This window comes from Dyadobacter sp. 32, from assembly GCF_902506755.1.
In the GTDB taxonomy this organism is placed as follows: domain Bacteria; phylum Bacteroidota; class Bacteroidia; order Cytophagales; family Spirosomataceae; genus Dyadobacter.
The window spans coordinates 2676473-2700134 of sequence record NZ_LR735258.1 but is presented as its reverse complement, the minus strand read 5'-3'; the positions used below and the strand labels follow the sequence as shown (position 1 = coordinate 2700134).

21 protein-coding genes are annotated in these 23662 nt (G+C 44.2%); 11 read left to right on the top strand and 10 right to left on the bottom strand.

The window, feature by feature from the left end:
- Positions 1-8 precede the first annotated feature (8 nt).
- From DYADSP32_RS10905 to DYADSP32_RS10890, 4 genes are all read right to left on the bottom strand, one after another.
- Entirely contained in the window at positions 9-1601 is a 1593-nt protein-coding gene (locus tag DYADSP32_RS10905) for an FMN-binding glutamate synthase family protein (RefSeq protein WP_149242704.1), read from the bottom strand.
- A gap of 85 nt (positions 1602-1686) precedes the next feature.
- Positions 1687-2922 carry a 3-phosphoshikimate 1-carboxyvinyltransferase gene (locus DYADSP32_RS10900; protein ID WP_149242705.1) on the bottom strand — a complete coding sequence of 412 codons (1236 nt, stop codon included), beginning with the start codon at positions 2920-2922 and terminating at the stop codon, positions 1687-1689.
- Between the two features lie 84 nt (positions 2923-3006).
- A complete protein-coding gene (locus tag DYADSP32_RS10895) occupies positions 3007-3582 on the bottom strand; it encodes a hypothetical protein (protein ID WP_414617690.1) in 576 nt (191 codons plus the stop codon).
- Positions 3583-3694: 112 nt separating this feature from the next.
- Positions 3695-4330, bottom strand: coding sequence for a DUF502 domain-containing protein (locus DYADSP32_RS10890; RefSeq protein WP_149242706.1), 636 nt, complete (start codon positions 4328-4330; stop codon positions 3695-3697).
- A 258-nt stretch (positions 4331-4588) separates the two neighbouring features.
- On the opposite strand from DYADSP32_RS10890, the gene DYADSP32_RS10885 reads away from it, so the two are divergent.
- The 9 genes from DYADSP32_RS10885 (at position 4589) to DYADSP32_RS10845 (ending at position 15282) form a co-directional block, all read left to right on the top strand.
- Complete coding sequence (locus tag DYADSP32_RS10885; RefSeq protein ID WP_149242707.1) at positions 4589-5668, top strand: Ldh family oxidoreductase; 1080 nt, start codon at positions 4589-4591, stop codon at positions 5666-5668.
- A 65-nt stretch (positions 5669-5733) separates the two neighbouring features.
- Complete coding sequence (gene mltG / locus DYADSP32_RS10880) at positions 5734-6771, top strand: endolytic transglycosylase MltG (RefSeq protein WP_149242708.1); 1038 nt, start codon at positions 5734-5736, stop codon at positions 6769-6771.
- Positions 6772-6842: 71 nt separating this feature from the next.
- Entirely contained in the window at positions 6843-7274 is a 432-nt protein-coding gene (locus tag DYADSP32_RS10875) for an acyl-CoA thioesterase (protein WP_149242709.1), read from the top strand.
- Between the two features lie 50 nt (positions 7275-7324).
- Complete coding sequence (locus DYADSP32_RS10870; RefSeq protein WP_149242710.1) at positions 7325-8260, top strand: YihY/virulence factor BrkB family protein; 936 nt, start codon at positions 7325-7327, stop codon at positions 8258-8260.
- 116 nt (positions 8261-8376) lie between these two features.
- Entirely contained in the window at positions 8377-9384 is a 1008-nt protein-coding gene (locus DYADSP32_RS10865; RefSeq protein WP_149242711.1) for a glycosyltransferase, read from the top strand.
- A gap of 9 nt (positions 9385-9393) precedes the next feature.
- Positions 9394-10020, top strand: coding sequence for an L-threonylcarbamoyladenylate synthase (locus DYADSP32_RS10860; RefSeq protein WP_149242712.1), 627 nt, complete (start codon positions 9394-9396; stop codon positions 10018-10020).
- A gap of 104 nt (positions 10021-10124) precedes the next feature.
- Complete coding sequence (locus tag DYADSP32_RS10855; protein ID WP_414617689.1) at positions 10125-10793, top strand: WbqC family protein; 669 nt, start codon at positions 10125-10127, stop codon at positions 10791-10793.
- Between the two features lie 56 nt (positions 10794-10849).
- Complete coding sequence (locus DYADSP32_RS10850) at positions 10850-13390, top strand: ATP-dependent Clp protease ATP-binding subunit (RefSeq protein ID WP_149242714.1); 2541 nt, start codon at positions 10850-10852, stop codon at positions 13388-13390.
- Between the two features lie 212 nt (positions 13391-13602).
- Positions 13603-15282, top strand: coding sequence for an alpha/beta hydrolase-fold protein (locus tag DYADSP32_RS10845; protein ID WP_149242715.1), 1680 nt, complete (start codon positions 13603-13605; stop codon positions 15280-15282).
- Positions 15283-15549: 267 nt separating this feature from the next.
- Here the strand turns inward: DYADSP32_RS10845 and atpH are convergent, their stop codons facing one another.
- From atpH to DYADSP32_RS10815, 6 genes are all read right to left on the bottom strand, one after another.
- Positions 15550-16086, bottom strand: coding sequence for an ATP synthase F1 subunit delta (gene atpH, locus DYADSP32_RS10840; protein ID WP_149242716.1), 537 nt, complete (start codon positions 16084-16086; stop codon positions 15550-15552).
- A 45-nt stretch (positions 16087-16131) separates the two neighbouring features.
- A complete protein-coding gene (atpF, locus tag DYADSP32_RS10835) occupies positions 16132-16626 on the bottom strand; it encodes a F0F1 ATP synthase subunit B (RefSeq protein WP_414617688.1) in 495 nt (164 codons plus the stop codon).
- Between the two features lie 168 nt (positions 16627-16794).
- On the bottom strand, positions 16795-17067 hold the full coding sequence (gene atpE, locus DYADSP32_RS10830) for a F0F1 ATP synthase subunit C (protein ID WP_149242717.1): 273 nt from the start codon (positions 17065-17067) through the stop codon (positions 16795-16797).
- Between the two features lie 46 nt (positions 17068-17113).
- Positions 17114-18208, bottom strand: coding sequence for a F0F1 ATP synthase subunit A (gene atpB, locus DYADSP32_RS10825; RefSeq protein ID WP_149242718.1), 1095 nt, complete (start codon positions 18206-18208; stop codon positions 17114-17116).
- Between the two features lie 24 nt (positions 18209-18232).
- Positions 18233-18592: a hypothetical protein gene (locus DYADSP32_RS10820; RefSeq protein ID WP_149242719.1), complete on the bottom strand. Its 360-nt coding sequence runs from the start codon at positions 18590-18592 to the stop codon at positions 18233-18235.
- Positions 18593-18627: 35 nt separating this feature from the next.
- The gene (locus DYADSP32_RS10815; protein ID WP_149242720.1) at positions 18628-18861 is read right to left on the bottom strand and encodes an AtpZ/AtpI family protein; all 234 of its coding nucleotides are present in this window, start codon (positions 18859-18861) and stop codon (positions 18628-18630) included.
- A 196-nt stretch (positions 18862-19057) separates the two neighbouring features.
- On the opposite strand from DYADSP32_RS10815, the gene DYADSP32_RS10810 reads away from it, so the two are divergent.
- Positions 19058-21208 (top strand): tetratricopeptide repeat protein, encoded by a 2151-nt coding sequence (locus DYADSP32_RS10810; protein ID WP_149242721.1) that lies wholly within the window; start codon positions 19058-19060, stop codon positions 21206-21208.
- Positions 21209-21360: 152 nt separating this feature from the next.
- On the top strand, positions 21361-23658 hold the full coding sequence (locus DYADSP32_RS10805) for a transglycosylase domain-containing protein (RefSeq protein WP_149242722.1): 2298 nt from the start codon (positions 21361-21363) through the stop codon (positions 23656-23658).
- The last annotated feature ends 4 nt before the right edge of the window (positions 23659-23662 follow it).

Genomic DNA, 23662 nt, shown 5'->3' with positions numbered 1-23662 from the left:
TATAACATCTATGCGACAAATTCCTCTTTGGCTTTACGGTTGCCCAGATGCGGACAATCAAGCAGCGTTTGGATACCGTTGTATAGGACGGGCACTTTGAGGTAGCCGTAAGCCTGCGCCAGCGGTTTGGTCATATTATTATCGCCCATGGAAATGTCAACGTCATTCATCCCAAACTGACAAGGGTGTTCATACCCCGCTGCGTGGGTTAATTCTATGAGTTCTTTCGCCATGGTCCTCATATAGTTGGCAAACCTCCGGCTTTTCAAAGAGGGATCGAGGCCCGCTTCCAGCCATTTGTTATTAGTGGCAATCCCCGTAGGGCAGCGATTGGTATGACACGATTGCGCCTGAATACACCCAATCGACATCATGGCTTCACGTGCTACATTGATCACATCAGCACCCATGGCGAACGCCATTACCGCCTGGGCAGGCAATCCAAGTTTGCCGGAGGCAATAAACGTGATCTTGTCGGTAAGGTCATTGGCGTGGAAAACTTTGTAAACTGCACTGAAAGCGTAAACCCATGGCAATGAAACATGATCTGCAAAGGACGGCGGAGCTGCACCTGTACCGCCTTCGCCACCATCAATAGTAATAAAATCGGGTCCTTTACCTGTTTTTACCATGATATCTGCCAGTTCCTGCCACATCTCCATTTTTCCCACAGCCGATTTAATGCCAACCGGCAGCCCTGTTGCCGCGGCCATTTTTTCGATAAAGGCAACCATGTCCTGCACATCGGAAAATGCGCTGTGGTAGGGTGGTGAAACCACATCTTTACCTACCATTACGCCCCTGATCTCTGCAATCTCGGCTGTTATTTTGCTTCCTGGAAGTACGCCTCCTTTACCTGGCTTGGCGCCTTGCGAAAGTTTAAGCTCAATCAGGCGGACCGAAGGATTTTTCCTGACCATAGCCACCAATCTTTCCATCTCGAAGTTTCCCTCTGCATCACGAACGCCAAAATAGGAGGTGCCCATATTAAACACCACGTCTGCTCCGAATTTGTGATAGGGGGATAAACCCCCTTCGCCGGTATTATGATAATTTCCAAATTCGTACGATCCTTTGTTCAGTGATTCGATGGCTTTGGAAGAAAGGGATCCAAAACTCATTCCGCTCACGTTAACAACCGATCTCGGCCGATAAGGGCGTTCTCTTTTATGAAACGCTCCGATGACCTTGGTACAAGGTATGGTGTAGTGATCGGGATCTTTTCCGTTGTAGGCGTGATGCGGATGGGTCAAAGGTAACTTTCGGGGCAACAGGGCCGGCTTGATGAACACATACCCTGCCTCCTGCATGTTTTGATCTGTTCCAAATCCCTGGTAGTTGTTTTCGTTTTTGGAAGAAGCATATATCCAGGATCTTTGCCGGCGGTTGAAAGGTAATTCTTCCCGGTTGTTGGCCACAATGTACTGCCTTAGCTCCGGACCGATTTTTTCGATCATGTATCTGAAATGACCTACCAGTGGAAAGTTATGCTGGATGGTATGTTTCTTCTGCAAAATATCGCGCACGGCGATGCCTGCTAATAACAGAATGAGATACACCCAGATCGGTATTGCACCGATAAATGTGAATAAAGCGGTCATGACGGGTTTAGCCTGATGAGAATTTCTAGTCGTTAAAGTATAAATTATCTCAATATTATACTAACGATGTCTTTATTTTGCCAAATTACCTCTCCTCTAGTGTTGTAACTTGTGCAAGATCCTTCCAAAATCCGGGATAGGACTTCACTACAACATCAGGCTCTTCGATAATAATGGGTTTCACCATACCCACCGGAGCAAATGCCATCGCCATGCGGTGATCATCATACGTATGGATTGATGGAACTTCCGGGATATTGGCATCGTCGGTTAAGGTAACTTCATACAGATGGTTGGGCTGTATCTCTTTCAGCTGGGCTCCCAGTTTTTTTAACTCCTCTTGCAAGGCAAAAACCCTGTCGGTCTCTTTTATTTTAAGGCTTTCGACCCCCGTCATGGACAATTGAATGTTCTTAACAGCGCAGCAAACTGCAACCGTTTGGGCGAGATCGGGGCAATCCGTGAAATCCCATCCTATAGAAGCTGCGGCCTGGGTTTTTTTGAGTAAAACGCCCCTTTCGGTAAAGATACTCTCCACACCCAGGTGAAGCATAATGTCTGCAATGGCGCTATCTCCCTGTAAAGAGTCCTTTTTTAAGCCTAAGAGCTCCACTTCCGCATCATCGGCCAGGGCAACAATACTATACCAATAACTCGCTCCGGACCAGTCGGACTCTATAGCGTACGGCTGCGATTTGTATTTCTGAGGAGGAACCGTGATGGTATTATGTTCCCAGGAAGCTTTGTAATCAATGCCAAAAAAACCCATTTGTTTCAGGGTCATTTCTATATAAGGCCGGGATCCTACTTCTCCTTCCAGTTTTAGCGTCAGTCCGCCGGGCAGATGTGGGGCGACCAGGAGTAAAGCAGAAATATACTGACTGCTCACATTGCCTTTAATGCCTAACTCGTTGCTTCCAGAGTACGTAAAACCATTCAATTTGAGCGGAGGATATCCATCCATGTTTTGATAGGTAATATCCGCACCCAAGGTCCGAAGAGCGTCTACGAGAATGCCAATCGGTCGTTCACACATCCTTGGCGTGCCCGTCATGATCTTTTCCTGACCTGTTACTGTAAAATAGGCTGTTAGAAAACGCATGGTAGTACCTGCATCGATAACATCTGCAGTCAGGTCTGTCGATTTCAGCAAGCGTTGCATGGTTTGGGAGTCGCGCGCTTCCGAAATATTGGTAAGCTCGCACTGAAAGCCGGTCAATGCGTCAATGATTAGGGCACGATTACATTCACTTTTGGAGGCTGCAAGGCGAATTTCAGCATTTATCGCTTCCTTTGGGGGATTTACCAGAATGGATTTCACTATTGTAGAATATTCAAATTACTAATTCTTAAAGTAGCCTGCCGTGTATTTTGGGGCAGGCCTTGTTCTCATTTCAAAAGAAGCCTAATAGGTTTCCAGCACCTTTACCTTGTTTTTCCCATTCATCCTTAGTGAAGAAAAACTCATTTTGTAAAAAACAAAACCCGAAACCATAAAAGCACCTCCCACAATCAGGGCGGAGCCGTCGGTAGTAAAGCGTTTGTTGTCAACACCTTTGTTGAAAAAGTCGGCTCCAATGTATATTAAGCCCGCCATAGGGAAATAAACGGCAGCTTGTGTTACAAAAGGAATATTCCTTTTCACCTTAAATAATCGGATGTCTTTTAATAGTATTTCCTGATAGTCCATGCGGTTATTTGCCTCATTGATGGTGGCAATGCTAAAGCTGGAATCGGTAACGCTCGCAATGGTTTCATCGAACCGAATGGTTTCATTCAGCATCATGAACTTTATGTTATCACCAGGAAAATAGCGATACCGATGAAAGCCTCCCAGAAAAGGGGAAGCGTCTATGGCCAGGTATTTTTGGCCAGGCACAGTGATGATCCTGTTGGATCCATTTTGTTTTAGAAACAGTTCTTCGCTGGAAAGTGCCCTGGCTCGGTCGTAATGATCTTGGCCAAGAGCCTGTAAGTTCAATAAAGAAAAAATTATGAGTATAAAAAGCGTTGCTCTCATATCGGGAATTGGAATGCTCAAAGATAAGGAATCATTTTTTAAACGGGCGACATGCGTTGTTTGTTGCAGTGCACTAATTCTCATCAAGTTCTTCTTGAGGTACTTCTTCCTTCGAAACTTTTACCGATACCCCTCCTGAGACGAGCATTTTCATAACATCCGTGGAAGTTGCGTGGATTAAAGTGACATTCTCCACGGGGACGATAAACAACTCACCGGCAACGGCATATGATAAGGGCATGTATACTGCCACATGGTCATGAATATCCAGATGGCTCAAATCGGTTTGGGTTATAAATCCTATTTTCTTTATTCCGGTATCCTTATACATGGTTACCAGTACCGGTTGATTGAATTTTTTTTTGTCGCCGACGAAGGCCAGAACCAGGTCCTTGATTGAGTAATAAATGAGACTCACCAAAGGAATCCGCCGCATGATGCCTTCGGTAAACTTGAAAAATGACTGCGGCACCACCGTTGAAAAGAAAAAGCCCAACAAAATGATGCTGCTTAAAATAATCAGGATTCCAAGGCCTGGCAGGTACACCGACTGATTTTGGGAAATGGGAATGTTAATGGGAATAATATTATCAAGAAACTCAACACCCGTCCAGATAATAAGGGCAGTAATATAGAGTGGCGCAACCAACACGAGGCCACGTATAAAATAACTTAGGATCCGTTTTAGAAAAGTATTCTTAATTTCCATTCAATGTTTTTACCAAAATTCATCCGTGTACAAAACTATAACCGACTTCGAAATACTTATTAAAAATACTGTTTTTCCGGGATTAAAGTTCATTGTTAACTCGGGTTGCATGTGACTTTTCTTTTACAAAATGGATATACGGAGGGGCAAGTATTGTAAGCTGAACATTGAATGCAGATATTTGCACCTTTCGAACTGGTACCATGATGATTTGAACATTTCTTTCTCACCAGGCAGGATTTTATTTATTAAGCGTATATGTACCAGTCAGAATATTTAAAGCACTTCACAGAACAGGTGTTTACAGCCATTGGATGTTCTCAGGAGGAGGCAACTTTGGCAGCTACCGTATTGATAAGTGCTGATCTCAGAGGCGTTGATTCGCATGGCATCGCCAGGCTCGCAGGTTATGTGCGGCTTTACGACAACGGAAGGCTTAATCCGGCACCTCAGATTAAAGTGGTGTACGAAACACCAAGCACGGCCGTGGTCGATGGCGACAGGGGGCTGGGCCTGGTTGTGGCTCCCAAGGCCATGGAAGTTGCCATGGAGAAAGCCGATAAAGTGGGCTCTGGCTGGGTGTCCGTCCGGAACTCCAATCATTTCGGTATTGCGGGCTATCATGCTATGTTGGCACTGGAAAAAGATATGATCGGATGGACGATGACCAATGCGGCTCCGCTGGTGGTGCCAACGTTTTCGCTCGACAAGCTCCTGGGAACCAATCCCATTGCGGTAGCGGTCCCTGCCATGCAGGAGCCACCGTTTGTTGCTGACTTTGCTTCCACTGCAGTGGCTTACGGAAAGTTTGAAATACTTCAAAGAAAAGGATTACCCGCTCCGATTGGATGGGCGCAGGACGCGGAGGGAAATCCCACAACGGATTCCAACGCAGTCAAAAGTGGGGGAGGATTGCTGCCTTTGGGAACCGACCGGGAACATGGGAGTCATAAGGGATATGGTCTGGGGGCCATCGTGGACATTTTCTCCGGGGTGCTTTCCGGGGCCAACTTCGGGCCATGGGTGCCACCTTTCGCAACGGCAGGTTTTATGACTGCCGGACAGGGGGTAGGTCTGGGAACAGGGCACTTTGTAGGCGCGATGCGCGTAGATGGATTTCGCCCTGCCGATGAATTCAAGACCGATATGGATAAGTGGATCCGTGCTTTCAGGGGAGCCAGAGCCGTTGAGGGAAAACAGGTAATCATTCCCGGGGATCCTGAAAGAGAATTAGAGGCCATCAGGAGCGTAGAAGGGATTGGGTTACTGGAACCCGTAGTGCGGTCGCTGTCGGAACTTGGAAAACGGTTTGGCATTCCATTTGAAGAACAATTGTAATCAGGCACCGTTGCGTGCTCCTGGCAGCGTTTTAAAACCTTTCAACGATATCATAATTAGAAAAAATGTCACGTAATTTAAAAGTTGGGTTATTTCTTACCCTGGCCATTCTTACAACAACTTTCACCTTTTATTTTTGGCAAATATTCAAAACGCCAAATTTACAGGCGAATAAGCAATCCAGTTTTGCCTTGTTGATCCCTGAGGGGGCTACTTACCAGTCTGTACTGGATACGCTCAACAAGCATGAGGTCATCGCTGATCATATTTCTTTCCGCTTTTTGGCTAAATTTTTGGAATATCCTGAAAAAATAAAACCGGGACGATACGTTATCAAGCCCGAAACCAATAATTATGCGGCACTGAAAAAACTGATATCCGGATCACAGGATCCAGTGAAGCTCACTTTCAACAACATCAGGTTGAAGGAGGATCTGGTCAGGAGGATTGGGAACCGTTTCGAGTTTGGTGAGGACAAGTTTCGTCAGGCATTGGCAAGTCAGGAGGTATGCCAGAAATATGGATTGGATACTTTGACTATTGTTTCCATGTTCCTTCCGAATACCTATGACATTTTCTGGACTACCAGCACGGAGAAATTTCTGGACCGGATGCACAGTGAATATAAGCGTTATTGGAACGAGGAAAAGGTTCAGAAGGCCAAGTCTATTGGTTTGACGCCCGTTCAGGTTTCGATCCTGGCTTCGATAGTGGAGGAGGAGCAGGCGCGCAAAGTAGATGAGCGCCCAAAAGTGGCGGGGCTTTACATGAACCGTCTGAACGCCCAAATGCCGTTGCAGGCCGATCCGACGATTAAATTTGCATTACAGGATTTTGCCATAAAACGAATACTCAATGAGCAACTGCGCGTAAGATCACCGTACAATACGTATGTGAACACGGGCTTGCCTCCCGGCCCAATTCGGGTAGCAGACCTTAAATCTCTGGACGCTGTGCTGAATTATGACCGGCATAATTATGTGTACATGTGTGCCAAAGCGGATTTGTCGGGGTATCATGCATTTGCAACGACTTATGAAGATCATTTGAACAATGCAAGAATGTACCAGGCTGAGCTAAACCGGCTGAAAATAATGAAATGAAAAGATGGCAGGTCCGTGTAAGTTATTCGTGCCAACTGCCCTTCTGTCAGATTAAAGCATTTATTTAATTTATGTTTACATACGAAGTCAAGGGAATAAGAGTCCGTTATGCCGATACAGATCAGATGGGTTATGTATATTACGGCAATTATGCGCGCTATTATGAAATTGGTCGTGTAGAAGCGCTCAGAAGTATAGGATTTCATTACAAGATCATGGAGGATGAGGGGGTGATGATGCCGGTGTACGAAAATCGTTCACGCTATATTCAGCCTGCCAGGTATGATGATGAACTAAGCATCACTGTGAAAATTAAGACGATGCCAAAGGTTCGTGTTTTATTTGAATATGAAATACGAAACCAGGATGGTCTTTTATTAAATGTAGGTGAAACTACACTGGTGTTTCAGCGAAGAGATAATGCGAAGCTTTGTGTGGCTCCGGATACCCTGTTGAAGAAATTAATCCCCTATTTCGAATCGTCCGGTATCAGGGAAAATTAATTATAAACGAATAATCCTGAACGGCTTAATGTAAATATTGAAACAATACCATGCTTGAAAAACTGTTGAAAAACCGCCATGTCAAGCGATTGATTTTCTGGTTACAGAGCACGCTCTTCTTCAAGGACAGGATCTCGTTGTATGATATTTTGAGAAATCTCGTACGAAATAATCGCAAGTACGATATTGATCAGCGTGCATCGGCGGTGGCATTCAGTCTTACCCTTGCCTGCTTTCCGGCGGTAATTTTTCTTTTTACGCTTATACCTTACATACCGATCGAAGACCTGGACAAACAGATCATGGGCATGCTGCAGGAAGTTATGCCGCAAGGATTGTATGCAGACGCAGATCAGACCATCGTAGATATTTTGAGCAGACCCAGAAAGGGGGTTTTGTCTTTTGGTTTCATTTTCACGTTGATCGCCTCCACCAATGGCATGATGTCATTAATGCGGTCGTTCGATATGATCTATGAAGATGTAGCCACAAGGGGCTTTCTGAGGATCCGGGCGATAGCCATCGGGTTGACACTGCTTTTGGTTGCCGTTTTGTTTCTTTCCGTAGTGCTATTGATCGTAGGCGACGCTGTGATGCATTTTATAGCTGAATGGCAGTTTGTACAGGACACATGGTCCATTTCATTGCTGAATATAACCAGGTATCTGATAAGTTTTGGCGCGCTGATGTTAACTATTTCGCTCATTTATCGATTTGCCCCAACACATGGCAGTGACTTCAAATTTGTAAATGCGGGTGCTTTGATCGCCTCTGTTTTAATTCTTTTGTCTACCTACGCGTTTTCTTTTTATTTGTCGAAATTCAGCTCTTACAATAAGCTTTACGGCTCTATTGGTACCATGATCGCGCTCATGATCTGGTTTTACCTGCTGGCGCTTCTGATCATCTTCGGCTTCGAGGTGAACGCAAGTATTTCAAAAGCCAGGCTGAAGGCTAGCAACCGGCTTGGTAAAAATGCCGTATAATAAGTGTATACACTTTATAGGCTGTTGAAATATTTTCTTTGTGACCTTTGCTATTGTAAATCGTATTAAAAGCCTCATTATATGGCATTAATTTGATGAACCATTAAGCAAAGCTCATGGCGGAACCACTGGTGACAATCATTCTTACCGCATACAATCATGAAAAATGTATTGGGGAGGCATTGCGTTCAATCAGCGATCAAACCTACCCGCATATTGAGTTAATCATGATCGACAATGCTAGTAAAGACGGTACGTTGGGCGTAATCATGAAGTTTGCAGAAATTACTAAATCTGCAAACCTGATTCTAAACGAGACTAATCTGGGTCTTTGTAAAGCATTTAATCAGGGACTGCGTGTGGCAAGGGGAAAGTACATCATTGACATGTCGGCAGATGATGTTTTTTATCCGGAGCGAATTGAACGGCAGGTAGCTGTCTTTGAAGCGCTTGATAGCAGTTATGGTGTTGTCTTTTCAAATGCAACCCACATCTCCGAATCAGGCGATTTGATCAAGTATCATTACCCAGTAGGAAAAGACATGAAGGCGTTGGCGGCGGTACCCAGCGGGGATGTTTACAGTCGGGTACTGGAAAAATACTTCATCTGCACGCCTACAATGATGATGAAGGCTGATGTATTGAAGGAGTTAAATGGCTATGATGAGAATCTACAATTTGAAGATTTTGATTTTTGGGTGCGATCGTCGGTCAGGTACAAATACTATTATCAGGATGAAATTTTAACGGCAAAAAGGCGTACTCCTGATTCATTGGCAACGAGGGTGTACAAACAGCAGAGCGGTATGCTCGAGTCGTACTACTCGGTTTGCAACAAGGCGTACGATTTAAATCGCAACCAGGAAGATTTCGATCTTTTGGCAGGCAGGATTCGTACATTTATCAGGAAAAGCTGGTACGCGCAGGAGTATGAGCTGGCCGTAAAATTTAAAAAATTACTGAACTATATCGAGAATCCCGGATGGAAGACCGAGCTGGTGGTGCTGTTGTGCCAGATCAGGTTACCGGTGAATGGAATCTACAGATTTTATTTAAGATATTTTCATAAATATTTAACCGAACGAGAGGTTTTGACCCTAAAAATTGTTAAACCTGAAAGTTAGTACCAAATTATGCCTGCTGAGTTAATAAAAATATATCCTGAAAATCCTGATGAAAGGAAAATAAGACAGGTAGTTGAGTGCCTTCGGGGCGGAGGAGTGATTATTTATCCTACGGACACGGTGTACGGGCTCGGATGCGATATATACAATTCCCGGGCGGTGGAGAAAGTGGCGAGAATAAAGGGTGTGAAGCCACAGAAGAATAATTTCTCTTTTATCTGCTATGATTTGAGCCATATTGCGGATTATGCCCGGGTTGGAAATGTTACTTTTAAAGTGATGAAAAAGGTACTGCCGGGGCCATTTACATTTATTTTGGATGCGACCAACAATGTGCCTAAGCTGCTCAATACCAATAAAAAGACGGTTGGTATCCGGGTGCCTGATCACTCCATTCCCAGATGTATTGTAAAGGAATTGGGCAATCCGATTGTGACCACGTCTATCAAGGACGATGATGAGATTATCGAATACTCGACCGACCCGGAACTGATTTACGAGAAGTTCATGCATCAGGTGGATATTGTGATTGATGGGGGTTACGGAGGCAACATTGGGTCCACCATTGTCATGGCTAATACAGATCATTTAGAAGTAATCAGGGAAGGGCTGGGCGATAGCAGCTTGATATTATAGCTCAAAAATTGTAATGATTACATTAAAGATTGTACTATATAAGCAACGTTAAATATTTATTATCAAATTTTTGATAATATCATCAGCCTTTATCATATTTGATAGTGACCGCATCCGATACTACAAATTACGATCATACATTTTTACGTATTGAATCACAGTATCTGCCATGTTTAGAGTACTTTACATGCATTCTTAATCATGAGGAGATCTGGATTGATACCGAAGAACGATACCAGAAGCAAACTTACAGGAATCGATGTAAGGTTTTGACTGCCAACGGTACTGATATTTTAACGGTTCCTGTCAGGTCTTATCCCTTGCACCGTACAACCAAAGAGATTTGTATTGATTACAGTCAGGATTGGATACGCAGACACTTGGGGTGCTTACGTGCCGCTTACGGAAAGTCTCCTTATTTTGAGTATTATTTTCATGAATTTGAATCTGTTTATCAAAAAAAACCGGAGTTACTCGTTGATTTAAACAGTTCCTTGTTGACAATTTGTCTGAGATTGGTTGGTATCAGGTCCAGGATTACGTACAATTTGTCAGTGCCTGCCGAGGTGGAGATAGACATAGAAAATGCTATATCGTTGATTAACAATAAAAAAGCCCCCGATTTTCAGAAGTTTTATATCCCGGTGGCCTATTATCAAACTTTTGGGAATGATTTTGTGAGTAACCTAAGTATTGTGGATTTGATCTTCAATATGGGTCCCGAGGCGAGAGGTGTATTGAATAAGTCAATGAACAAGATAGAAGCTATTTGAACAAAGATCGTTCGCCTGGCGTTTGAAAGATTAAGACACATTTTTATTGCTGCATAATGGAAGCAAAATTTTCGAATAGAGTGAAAGAAGTAATCACCCTTAGCCGTGAAGAAGCACTCAGGCTGGGTCATGATTATATTGGTGCCGAACACTTATTATTAGGAATGATTCGTGAAGGCGATGGAGTCGCTATTGGCTTGTTGAAAAAACTAGGTGTATCTCTGGAGGAAGTCCGGCAGACCATCGAGCAGTCCACAAAAGGCGCAGCGACCAACAATGTCAAAAACCTGCAAAATATCCCTCTAACCCGTCAGTCGGAAAAAGTATTGAAGATTACCTATCTCGAGGCCAAGATTTTCAAAAGTCCTCTTATAGGCACAGAGCATTTACTTTTATCTATTTTGCGTGATGAGGACAATGTAGGTACGCAAATCTTACATAAGTTTAATGTTAACTACGAAGTCATCAAAGAAATGTTAGAATATCAATCATCAGGAACCAGGCCTCACATGGGGCCGGAAACCGAAGACGGTGACGATGAAGCAAGAGGAGGAATGTTTGGAGGGGGCAGTGGTGCCGCATCCGGCAAAGAATCCAAAGGTGCAGAAAAGTCCCGTACACCGGTATTAGATAATTTTGGCCGCGATCTTACGAAGATGGCCGAAGTTGGTAAGTTGGATCCGATCGTGGGCCGCGAAAAGGAAATTGAGCGTGTAGCGCAAATATTGAGTCGGCGTAAAAAGAATAACCCCATTCTGATCGGTGAGCCTGGAGTAGGTAAAACCGCCATAGCGGAAGGACTCGCACTGCGTATCGTGCAGAAAAAGGTGTCACGCGTTTTGTTTGGCAAGCGTGTGGTGACCCTGGACCTGGCTTCGCTGGTTGCCGGAACGAAATACCGTGGGCAGTTCGAGGAACGTATGAAAGCCGTTATGAACGAGCTTGAGAAGTCGCCGGATGTGATCTTGTTTATTGATGAGCTACATACCATTGTGGGTGCAGGTGGCGCGTCAGGATCTCTGGATGCTTCCAACATGTTCAAACCGGCATTGTCTCGTGGCGAAATTCAATGTATCGGTGCCACTACGTTGGACGAATATCGCCAGTATATTGAAAAAGATGGTGCATTAGCACGTCGTTTTCAAATGGTCATGGTGGATGCCACATCCATTGAAGAAACAATTCAGATTCTCGAAAATATTAAAGATAAGTATGAGGAGCATCACCATGTGAGTTATACGCCGGAGTCAATAAGCACAGCGGTGAAGTTATCGGAACGTTACATTACCGACAGGTTCCTCCCCGACAAAGCCATTGACGTTTTGGATGAGGTTGGTGCGCGAGTACACATCAGTAACATTACGGTACCTGAAGATATCCTAATACTCGAAGAGCAGATTGAAAACATCAAGCAAGAGAAAAACAGGGTCGTGAAAAGCCAGAAGTACGAAGAGGCTGCTCAGCTTAGGGATCGAGAGAAAAAGCTTATCGATCAGCTGGATCGCGCCAAACTGGCTTGGGAAGAGGAAACGAAACAAAAACGGTACACCGTTACCGAGCATAATGTTGCCGAGGTGGTAGCCATGATGACAGGGATTCCGGTAACCAACGTATCCATGGATGAGGGTAAAAAGCTGCTGAACATGGCAGATGAGCTCAAAACCAGGGTCATAGGTCAGAATCCCCCGATTGAGAAACTTACAAAAGCGATTCAGCGTACAAGAGTGGGGTTAAAGGATCCTAAAAAGCCTATCGGTTCTTTCATTTTCCTGGGGCCAACAGGTGTCGGTAAAACAGAATTGGCGAAGGTTTTGGCTACCTATCTTTTTGATAAGGACGACTCACTGGTGCGTATCGATATGAGTGAATACATGGAGAAATTCAGCGTATCTCGCTTGGTTGGGGCACCTCCGGGATATGTTGGTTACGAGGAAGGCGGGCAGCTGACCGAAAAAATTCGCCGTAAGCCTTACAGTGTTGTGTTGTTGGATGAGATCGAAAAGGCCCATCCGGACGTGTTCAATATTCTGTTACAGGTTTTGGATGATGGTATTTTAACCGATGGTTTAGGTCGTCGGGTGGATTTCAGAAACACCATTATAATCATGACCTCCAATATCGGTGCCCGAGATTTGAAGGATTTCGGAGCTGGAATAGGCTTCTCTACTAAAGCCAAGGCTGAGAATGTGGATGAGATTATGAAGGGTACGATTCAGAGTGCATTGCGTAAAGCGTTTTCACCTGAGTTCTTAAACCGTCTGGATGATGTCATTGTGTTCAATTCATTGCAGCGTGAAGATTTACACAGAATCATTGACATATCATTAGGCAAGCTTTTTAGCCGAATAAAAGGGCTGGGTTACGAGATTGAGCTTACCGTTCAGGCGAAGGATTTTCTTTCAGAGAAAGGTTATGATCCGCAGTATGGTGCACGACCCTTGAACCGTGCAATCCAGAAGTATCTTGAAGATCCCGTAGCGGAGGAAATATTAAAAGGCGATTTACGTGAAGGAGACGTGCTGGTTGCCAATCATGAAGAAAATAGTGAACAACTTACCATTGTAGTTCGGAAGAAAGAAGAAGAAGTGCCGAACTGATGGTTGAGAATAATATTAGGTTGAAAGAGGCCGGTCGCTTGACCGGCCTCTTTTCGATTTACACACCTCCGGAAGTTCGGAGCAGATAAGATTTTTACCCAAGGATGGCAGGAAATCCTTACTTTGCAACTTCAAGACCCTAGATGACTCTGCTTTTCGGCATTTACGTACTGATTTAGTTCAACACGATTTTCCCAATCCCAACCATCCGAATGAAAATTTTAAGAAAAATTATAACCTTAATCCTGATGTGCACATTTGGAGGTGAAATGACTTTTTCACAATCCCTTTCGGAGGGGCCACAGGTGCTCACGTTCTTTTCGGATGCCGATGATACGGACCAGCCTTATGGTTTATACCTGCCCAAAAACTACGACTCATCCCGAAAATATCCGCTGGTTATGATGTTGCACGGTGCCGGATCCAATCACCGGCTGGCCCTTCGACGTGTGTTCGGAAAGAGTAACCTGGAAAATGAAACCGATGTGGAGGCTTCCCGCTATTTCCCCGCGTGGGAGAATGTTGACTTTATCGTTGCAACGCCGTCTGCCCGTGGAACAGCGGGCTATCAGGGAATTCCAGAACAGGATGTTTATGACGTCCTGGCGGACGTGAAGAAACGGTTTAACATTGATGAAAACAGGATTTACCTTACGGGGCTTTCGATGGGAGGGGGTGGTGCGCTGTGGCTGGGCCTAACAAGACCCGATATTTGGGCCGCGATCGCACCGGTATGCCCTGCACCACCATCAGGCACAATAGATTTAGCGGTAAATGCTTTAAATTTTCCGGTGCATTTTTTTCATGGTGATGCAGACCCAGTAGTACCTGTGGCAGGCACACGGAAGTGGGTAGCCGATATGCAGGATATAGGTATAGAGGTTACCTATAAAGAGTTTGTCGACGTCCAGCATGACAGCTGGGTAAGTGCATATGACGCCGGATATATTTTTGAGTGGTTTAAAGATTTTGAAAGAGTGGCGTTTCCCAATCAGGTGCGTTTCAATAGCAGACTGCTTAAATACAACAAAGCTTATTGGGTTACCATGGACAAACTCATTAGCGGACAGCTGGCCGAAATTGACGCAAAGATCGGCAAGGGCAATACCATTGCTATTACAACAAAACATCTCAACGCATTTACGCTGAATCTGGATGGGCATCCCTTGTTTAAACCAGGAGAGGAATTGAAAGTTACTCTGGACGGAACTGTGCTGACCGTCAGGACGACGGGAGTGCTACACTTTGACAAAAAAATGTCGAAATGGTCCGCAGCAAGTACCCTGCCGGTTCCGACTGCGAGATTGAAATCGAAGGGTTCGGAAGGGCCATTGTTCGACGCTTTTTCCGGTAGACATGTCTATGTGTACGGAACCCGGGATAATCCGGCGCCTGAGGAGTTGAAAAGACGTGTTAATCTAGCAACAGAGGCTGCGAACTGGTCTGTATACCGTGGTGAGTTTTTGGGGCGGGTCATGTTTTTTCCGCGGGTGCTTTCAGACAAGGAGGTTCGTTCGAGTGATATAGAAAGCGCTAATCTTATTCTTTTCGGAACGAAAGAAACCAATGAACTCATTGCCAAGCATGCCCCAGCGCTACCTTTCTCTCTTAATAGTTCAGCAAAGAACTACGGTCTGTTTTATATTTTTCCGGTTGGGAAGCGCTATGTGGCGGTGAGCTCAGGTATGCCTTGGTGGAGTGGGGCCAAGGATTCCGGATTTCCATTTGTACCCGTACCTTTCAGGAAATTGTCGGAATTCAAGGATGTCGTTTTGTTTAAGGATTCGGTAGACAATTTAATCCTGAACGACTTTTTTACAGAGGATTGGAAGCTTACGGAAACCGCGAAAACAGTATTTAATACATCAGGAGTGATTACAATAACAAAGTAGGATAGTCTGTCCATGTGCGGCAACAGGAGCTTGGGGAGAAATGGCCAGGCCATAGGTTGGAATGGTTTCAAAAAACCTTTAAGCCTGCGGGTTATCAGGAATGATACATTTTTTCGGAGGCTGGGTGAAGGCAGGTATGCCTGTCGAAACAATCCCATTCCGCTATACAAATCAGGGAATGAAGTTTTAGATTTTGCTCACCGCTGAAAATAAAGAAGACCCGGTCGCATGGCAACCGGGTCTTTCTAAATTATGCAGATAAAAATATCAGTTAGCTAATTCAAGCTTAAGTTCGTTTAACCGGCTTCGAAGAGAAGCATCCAGCTGACGATCGTCTACACGTAGTACGTATCCGCCAATAAGATTGGGATCGACTTTTTCCTCCAATTGAATGGTTTTTCCCGAAGTGCCTGCTACGATATCAATAAATTTCTTGCGTAGATCCGCTGTTAAGGGAGTGGTAGTAACCACCGTAGCTTTTTGAATGCCCTGGAACAGATTGTAACTGGTTATGAATTCTTCGGCGATAGAATCAAGAATTGACTCCCGGTTCTTTTTCGTAATAATCGTAAAAATGGAATAAGAAACAGCATTAACCCGCTCTTTAAAAAGAGCCTTTAAAATGGCTAGTTTCTTTTCGTGCCTCACCACCGGGCTTTTTAGGGCCAGCATTAAACCACGGTTCTTTTCAGCAGTGTCTTTGAATAACTTCATATCCTCGTAAACGACCTCAAGGACATTTTTTTCTTTTGCCAGTTCGATAAGCGATTTTGCATATCTGGCTGCAACTATTCCTACTGACATAGGGATTTAATTAGGATTGAGTAGATGTTGAAAGTACGAATGAGATTAGTTCATTCTTGCCGAAGAAGCCAGATCAGCGATCAATTGCTCCTGCGACTCTTTGTCTTTTAATTCACGACTAAGTACTTTCTCAGCAATTTCGAGAGATAACGTAGCCACTTCTTTCCGCATCTTCGCTATCGCGGCGTGTTGCTCATTACGAATTGTTTCACGAGCGCCGTCGATCATTTTCTGGCCTTCAGCAGCCGCTTTATCTTTCGCTTCGATCACCATACGATCAGATGCATCTTTTGCATCACGAAGGATTTTGTCGCGGATTGCGTTCGCTTCTGCAACAAGTTTCTCATTATCCGATTTTAGCTGAAGCATTTCAGCCTTGGTTCTTTCAGCAAGGTCAAGAGCACCTTGAATTTCATTTTCGCGGTCTTTTAAGCCTTTGATTATTGGTTTCCAGGCATATTTGGCAAGGATAAAAACAACCATCAAAAACACCACCAGCATCCAGAAAATAAGGCCTGGGTTTGGAGTAAGCAATGACATAATATTAGCGTTTTGAGTTTAAAATCTTTTTGGTAGTCGCAGTTCAGGTTCTTTGCTGCGGCACTCTCTTTTATTAAAAAGTGGTGGAAGCCTATTGCTTCCACCTTCAATTTTTTTGCCATTCACCAGCCTATTGCAAAGATGAACCTAGTGGCCTGCCAGTTCTTATTATAGACCTGGAAGTTTGAAAGAAATAAGCAGACAGATAACCGCTGCAAAAAGTGCAACCGCTTCGATAAGTGCAGCGATGATAAGCATGGCAGTCTGAATAGCACCAGCAGCTTCTGGCTGACGGGCGATACCTTCCATAGCACTTCCACCGATTTTACCGATACCAAGACCTGCACCGATAGCAGCAAGACCTGCACCGATACCTGCACCTAAAACCGCTAATCCGTAGCCACCTGTTTCAGCTGCTTGAAGCAAAATGTTAAACAACATAATCGTGTTTGTTTTTAGATATAATTAATAAAAAAGAGTATTCAAATCAATGTCCATGATCCGCAGCATGATTGTCTTCGATCGCGCTACCGATATACATGGAGGTTAAAAGAGTAAAAATAAACGCCTGAATAAATGCTACCATGATTTCGATAAAATTCAGAAATAAGGCAAACAAGGAGATTACAGGAGCAACGGCAAAGCTTTGGAATATAAAAATGAGCCCAAACAAACTTAACAAGATGATGTGGCCCGCGGTCATGTTTGCAAATAGCCGGACCATAAGCGAAAATGGCTTCATGATAACACCAATGATCTCAACAGGAATCATGATGGGCAGAAGTGCAACCGGTACACCAGTTGGTTTCAATAAATGGAGATAATAGTGTTTGTTGGCATTCCAGTGAACGATAACAAATGTGATCACGGCCAGTGTCATAGTAACAGCAATGTTACCGGTAACGTTGGCTGCTCCCGGCAAAAGCCCAAGGATGTTATTTACAAGAATGAAGAAAAATAATGTGAGCATGTAAGGCAGATATTTCTCGTATTTGGGGCCGATGTTGGGTTTAACCACATCGTCGCGAACAAACAGAATCACCAGTTCCAAGGCAGATTGTAAGCCTTTTGGCGCTTTACCCTTACTGCGCTGATAGGTTTTACCAATTGATGTAAACAATAAAATCAATATCACAGCACTCAGCATCATCGACGCTACGTTTTTGGTGATTGAAAAATCGTATATAACACGGGATTCATCAACAGGCTTAATCACCTCGGCATCACCATGAACCAGATGATAACCATTGTATTCGTGATGATCATTATGGAAATTGGATGAAGAAAAAACTTCAAGACCTCTATCTGCAGAATACAAAATCACAGGAAGGGGAAGTGCAACGCCATGTGTTATTTCCCACTCATGAGAATCAGCAATGTGGTGCATGATCATCTGTCCGATGTTGAATTTTTCTTCTGCTTCGTCCAGATTATGTTCAATTTTCTGTTCTGCTTTTTCTATCCCTTCAATCACCTTGTTTGGTTCATGTTGAGCTGGTTCATCCGCAAGGGACGGAGTCGAAAAAACACAGGTGGCCGCTATCAGGGCAGTGGTAATGAGTAGTCGGAAATGCGTATACATACAGGCTTGAAATACTATGCTTTGTCAATCGCGGCGCAAGGTACGATACAAACCATATATTTCAAAGGAAGTATAAAATAAATAGAGTGCAAAAAAGTTGAAAATAAATAAAACAGAGTGAGTTAGACCTGCATACAGAAATGCACCGATAAAAATTACACACAGAATTAAACGTCCAACAACGGTTGCGAGATAGAATTGCACAAATTTCTCTCTATTGTTCTGATGGCCGTACTCCATTACGCGATGGATGAAAAACGATAATCCGGTAAAAAATGCGAAAATATACCAGATGTAGGGATGAAGCCACATGTCGTACTGGAAATACTGAGCAAGGAATAGTGCAATTCCAATAATCAGGGCGGCTAAAATATTACGTAACATTCGAAAGGATAGACAGTAGAAGATTTGAATTAAAGTTACATTTTTGAAATGCTTCGTATCAACAGATATAAGGAGGCACCAATTGATCCGAGGGATAAAATCAGGGTCCAGACGGGTACTGAATTTTGCTGATGTTCGTCAAGCCTATAGCCGCCGTATGTAAAAATCAGGATCGTGCCCAGCATTTGCATGGCAACACCTGAGAACTTCAGAAAGCGTGATGGCGTGCTATCATTTTTACCCGGATGGCCGTTCTTTTCTTTGTCCATGGAATCCACTCATTGAAATTATGGGTAAAGTTGCTTCAAATTTTGTAAATGGCACTATCTTCGATACGCAATTCAAGATTTTGTCGTTTTAGTTTTACTAAATCGGCCTTTAAAAACACCAGTAAAGACGTAATTTGTGATTAACCCTGACAATTCTTCTTCCCTCAAACTCATCATTGTTTTTCTGTTAACACTCATGTTATCAGGGTGTTCTCAGTTTAGCACCAAGCGCTCGGCTATTGGGTTTCATAATTTTTCCGCTCGTTACAATGCCTATTTTATGGGAGATATGGATTTGGCCGCTGCGGAATATTCCATGGATTCAATGTACAAGGAGGATTATAACCAATTGCTGCCTATTCTGCTCCCTCTGGATTCACTCCTATCGCTTCCTGTAAAACCGTTGTTGACGAGTGCCATTAAAAAGGCTTCAATAGTCGCAGAAAAACATCAGAACAGCAAGTGGGTCGATAACAGCTATTATATCTTAGGAAAGTCGAGACTCTATCTGGGGGAATGGGCAGATGGTTTGGAAGCGCTTCGGTTTGTATACGCCAATGGGCGCGACGAAGATGATAAGAATAATGCGCTCATATTGTTGATGCGGGCATACACTTATAAAAAGGATTACTCCAACGCATTGGGGGTTGCTGAATATCTGAGTCAACAACCTTTACCTAAGCCACTTCAAAGAGATTTTTACCTGACAAAGGCATACTTGCATGAACAAAATGGTGAGTATTTAACCTCGGTTGCCATCCTGGAAGAGACCTTTCCCTTGCTTAATAAATCACGTCAGACAGCCAGAATTCATTTTGCTGCTGCCCAGATGTACGACAAGCTGGGACAGTATGCCCTGGCTAATAAGCACTACAAAAGCGTGACTAGAAACCGGCCCGACTACGATCTCTCGTTCTACTCTTCCATGAATTCTATTCAGAATCAGGTGATTCTAAGTCCGGAGACGGATGTTACAAAGGCAGGGTTCGACAGAATGCTCCGGGATCGTAAGAATAATGATTTAAAAGATCGTGTCTATTTTACAATGGGATTGTTGGAAGAGCATCGTAAAAACCTTCCCAAAGCGATAGAATATCTTCAGAAGTCTGCAGCGGAGACAACGGGGAAAGGAGGTTTGCAAAAGGCTTATACTTATTTGCAGTTGGCAAGAATTCACTACGACGGATTAGAAAAATATGATATTGCCAAAGCGTACTATGACAGCGCATTGGTGGTGCTGCCCAAAGATGCACCTGAATTCACGGTAGTATCTGATCGTAAAAGGGCATTGGATTCTTTTGTGAACCAATACAGCATTGTTTCACTGGAAGACAGCCTCCAGGTTCTGGCACGTATGAATCCTTTAGCGCTTGACAACAAAATCGATGACATCATCGATCAGCAGGAAAAAAACAGGATCGCCAGAGAGAAAAAAGAAAAGGAAGCTGCGGCTGCGTTGGCTAGAACTTCAGCACCTTCGGGAGCAACTGCACCCATCGGTTTTGGGAATGAAAGAAGATGGGAGTTGTATGATCCTGCTTTGGTGAGTATTGGGAAGATTGAGTTTAAGAGGGTTTGGGGTAGTCGAACCCTTGAGGATGACTGGCGTAGAAGCGGAAAGCAGACCAGGGCACTTACTTCCCGGAATACGAATGTCTCGGACTCCGCGTCTGTAGCAGAAACCGCAGTACCTGTAGAAAACAGACTTGTAAAAGACAGCGAGGCCTGGAAAGCATTGCATGCCGAATTGAAAAAAAATGTTCCGCTTTCAGACACCAGTCTGGTACAGTCACAGAAGCGGAAAGAGGATGCTTTGTATACACTTGGGAAAATCTACCGGTTTGATCTGAAAGAATCTGAGCGAGCCGTGATTACCTTTAAAAGAATTCTCACAGATTTCCCGGACACCAGGTATAAAGATGAAATATATTATCTGATGTATTTGACTTTGCCGGAAAATGATGGCACCCGGTCGGCCTGGAAGGATAAACTTACCACTGAGTTCCCAAGCTCTACCTATGCTCGTCTTTTGACAAAATCAGCTGGCAATTCGTCGGATGTAAGTGGAAACCCGGTGAAGGCTTATGAAAAGGCATATCAACTGTATGCAGACGGGAATTATGAAAAAGCGCTTGAGGATGTTGAAGCGGATCTTCCTTCCTTCAAGGGTAGCATGCTCGAAGATAAGTTCGCACTTCTCCGGGTGTTTTTGATTGGAAAGGTAAGAGGGAAAGACTCCTATGCTCAGGCGATCACTGAGTTCATCCGCTTGTACCCCTCGAGTATTTACCTTCCCCGACTGGTAGAAATGCAGGAGCTGAGCGTGCTTTCTATGGGTAAAAGGTAGGTGGGAATTGCATTTTTAACATCCTTATTATTTAATGAAGTGATGGTTGAGCAGTTGACAAAACCTCTCAAATAAATTTATTGTTGCAGCTACTTGGTCAGCACATTCTGTATGAAGTAGTATTTTTGTATTCCAAAATTGACCATATTACTATGATTGAACTACAGCCGGGAAAGTATAGAAAAAAAATCGTTCGTTTATGGCGATACGCAGCATTTTGTGTTGGTTTCGTGTTACTTTATATCTTTTCCGTTAGTGTAAACTTACTCTGGCTTTTCGGTGATATGCCAGACTTGAAAATACTCGAAAACCCTAAAAGTGAACTGGCATCGGAGCTGATTTCGGAAGACCAGAAATCCCTGGGTAAGTATTTTTACGAAAACAGGACACCCATAGAAATCGATCAGATATCACCCAACCTTATTGAGGCTTTGATCGCAACCGAGGACGCACGATTTGTGAATCACTCTGGCATAGATCCGCGAAGTCTGGTGCGTGTTTTTACGGGTGTTGTTTCTGGAAATTCAAGCTCAGGTGGCGGTAGTACACTTACCCAGCAAGTCGCAAAAAACCTGTTTAACACACGTTCTGAAATGTATCGGGGCATCCTGGGGCAAATTCCTTTTGTAAGAACAGTAATTAATAAAACCAAAGAATGGATTCTTTCGGTGGTTCTGGAAAGAAAGTATACCAAAAGGGAGATCATGCAAATGTATCTGAATACCGTTTCCTTTGGTAATAACACCTATGGCATCAAGGTCGCATCCAAGACGTATTTCGACAAGGAAGCCTGGGATCTGAATGTTAACGAAGCAGCCTTGCTCGTAGGAATGCTGCAAAATCCTACGCTTTACAACCCACTTCGCTTTCCTACCAACGCGCTGAACCGCCGGAACACCGTTTTGGCGCAGATGTATAAGTACGAATATATTCCGGAGGAGAATTACATGCAGTTTCGGGAAAAACCGCTCAATCTCAAATTCACCGTTGATAGCCACAATACAGGATTGGCGCCCTATTTCCGTGAATCAATGAAAAGCTACCTCAAAAGCTGGGTTAAAAAGTATAATGAGGAGCACGACGAAAATTTTGATCTCTACACCAGTGGGCTCCGTATTTATACCACCATTGATTCCCGCATGCAGGTATACCAGGAGGAGTCGCTCAGAGATCACATGAGACAGCAGCAGAAGCTTTTTGACGAGCATTGGAAGGGACGAAACCCCTGGATTGATGCCAACGGGAAGGAGATTCCAGGCTTTGTGGACAGGGCTGTAAGGATGTCGGCACACTTTATTACAGCAAAGCGGGATCTGGGTGAGGAACAAGCCTGGAAAATTATGAGAACACCCCGTAAAATGAAGGTTTTTTCCTGGGATGGAGAAAAAGAGGTGACCATGAGCCCTATTGATTCTATCAAGTATTACAAGCGCTTCTTAAGATCTGGAATGATGTCCATGGATCCCAGAAACGGACATGTGAAAGCATGGGTTGGGGGTATCAATTTCAAGTATCTCAAGTACGATCACGTAAAGCAGGGTAAACGTCAGCCTGGATCGACTTTCAAGCCTTTTGTTTACGTTTCGGGACTGGATAAGAATTTCCTTACTCCATGCGATCATGTAACGGATGCGCCTGTCCATTTTGGGCTATCCGATGGTGTACCAGGAGGCTGGACGCCACACAACTCCAATAATAAATATTCCTACCAGTCCTTATCCTTGCGTCAGGCTCTGGGGAAATCAGTCAATACGGTCAGTGCACACATCATGAAGATGGTGCGACCCAAAACCGTTGTAGAGTACGCGCATAAACTGGGCATTACCAGTGAACTCGATCCCAAGCCCGCTCTTTGTTTGGGTATCAGTGATGTGTCGGTTTATGAAATGGTGAGTGCCTATTGTTCTTTTGCCAATGGCGGTCACCGAACCGAGCCTATGACAATCCTCCGTATTGAGGACCGATACGGGAATGTGCTGCAGGAGTTTTTTCAAAAACAGAATCAGGAGCTCAGTGAAAATATGGCATATAACATGCTCTATCTCATGCGTGGCGCCGTGGAAGATCCGGGCGGAACAGCCGGGAGATTGCGCCAGTGGGGTGTGGTGGATGGCAACGAGATCGCTGCCAAAACGGGCACTACCTCGAATTATTCGGATGGTTGGTTTATGGGTATGACGCAAAACCTGGTGACAGGCATTTGGGTAGGTGGAGAAGACAGGAGTATTCACTTTCGTACCATTGCACTAGGACAAGGCGGAAGAATGGCCATGCCTGCCTGGGGTATGTTTATGCAAAAAGTATACAACGACAATACTTTGGTTGACTATCGTAAGGGGCCGTTTAACAAGCCGGCTAACTATGAAAGAGAGTGTGGCGGCTTTGCCACGGACAGTACCAACACATACATTCCACCTTCTCGTTCTGATGATGAGGGCGTATTATTCTGAATCC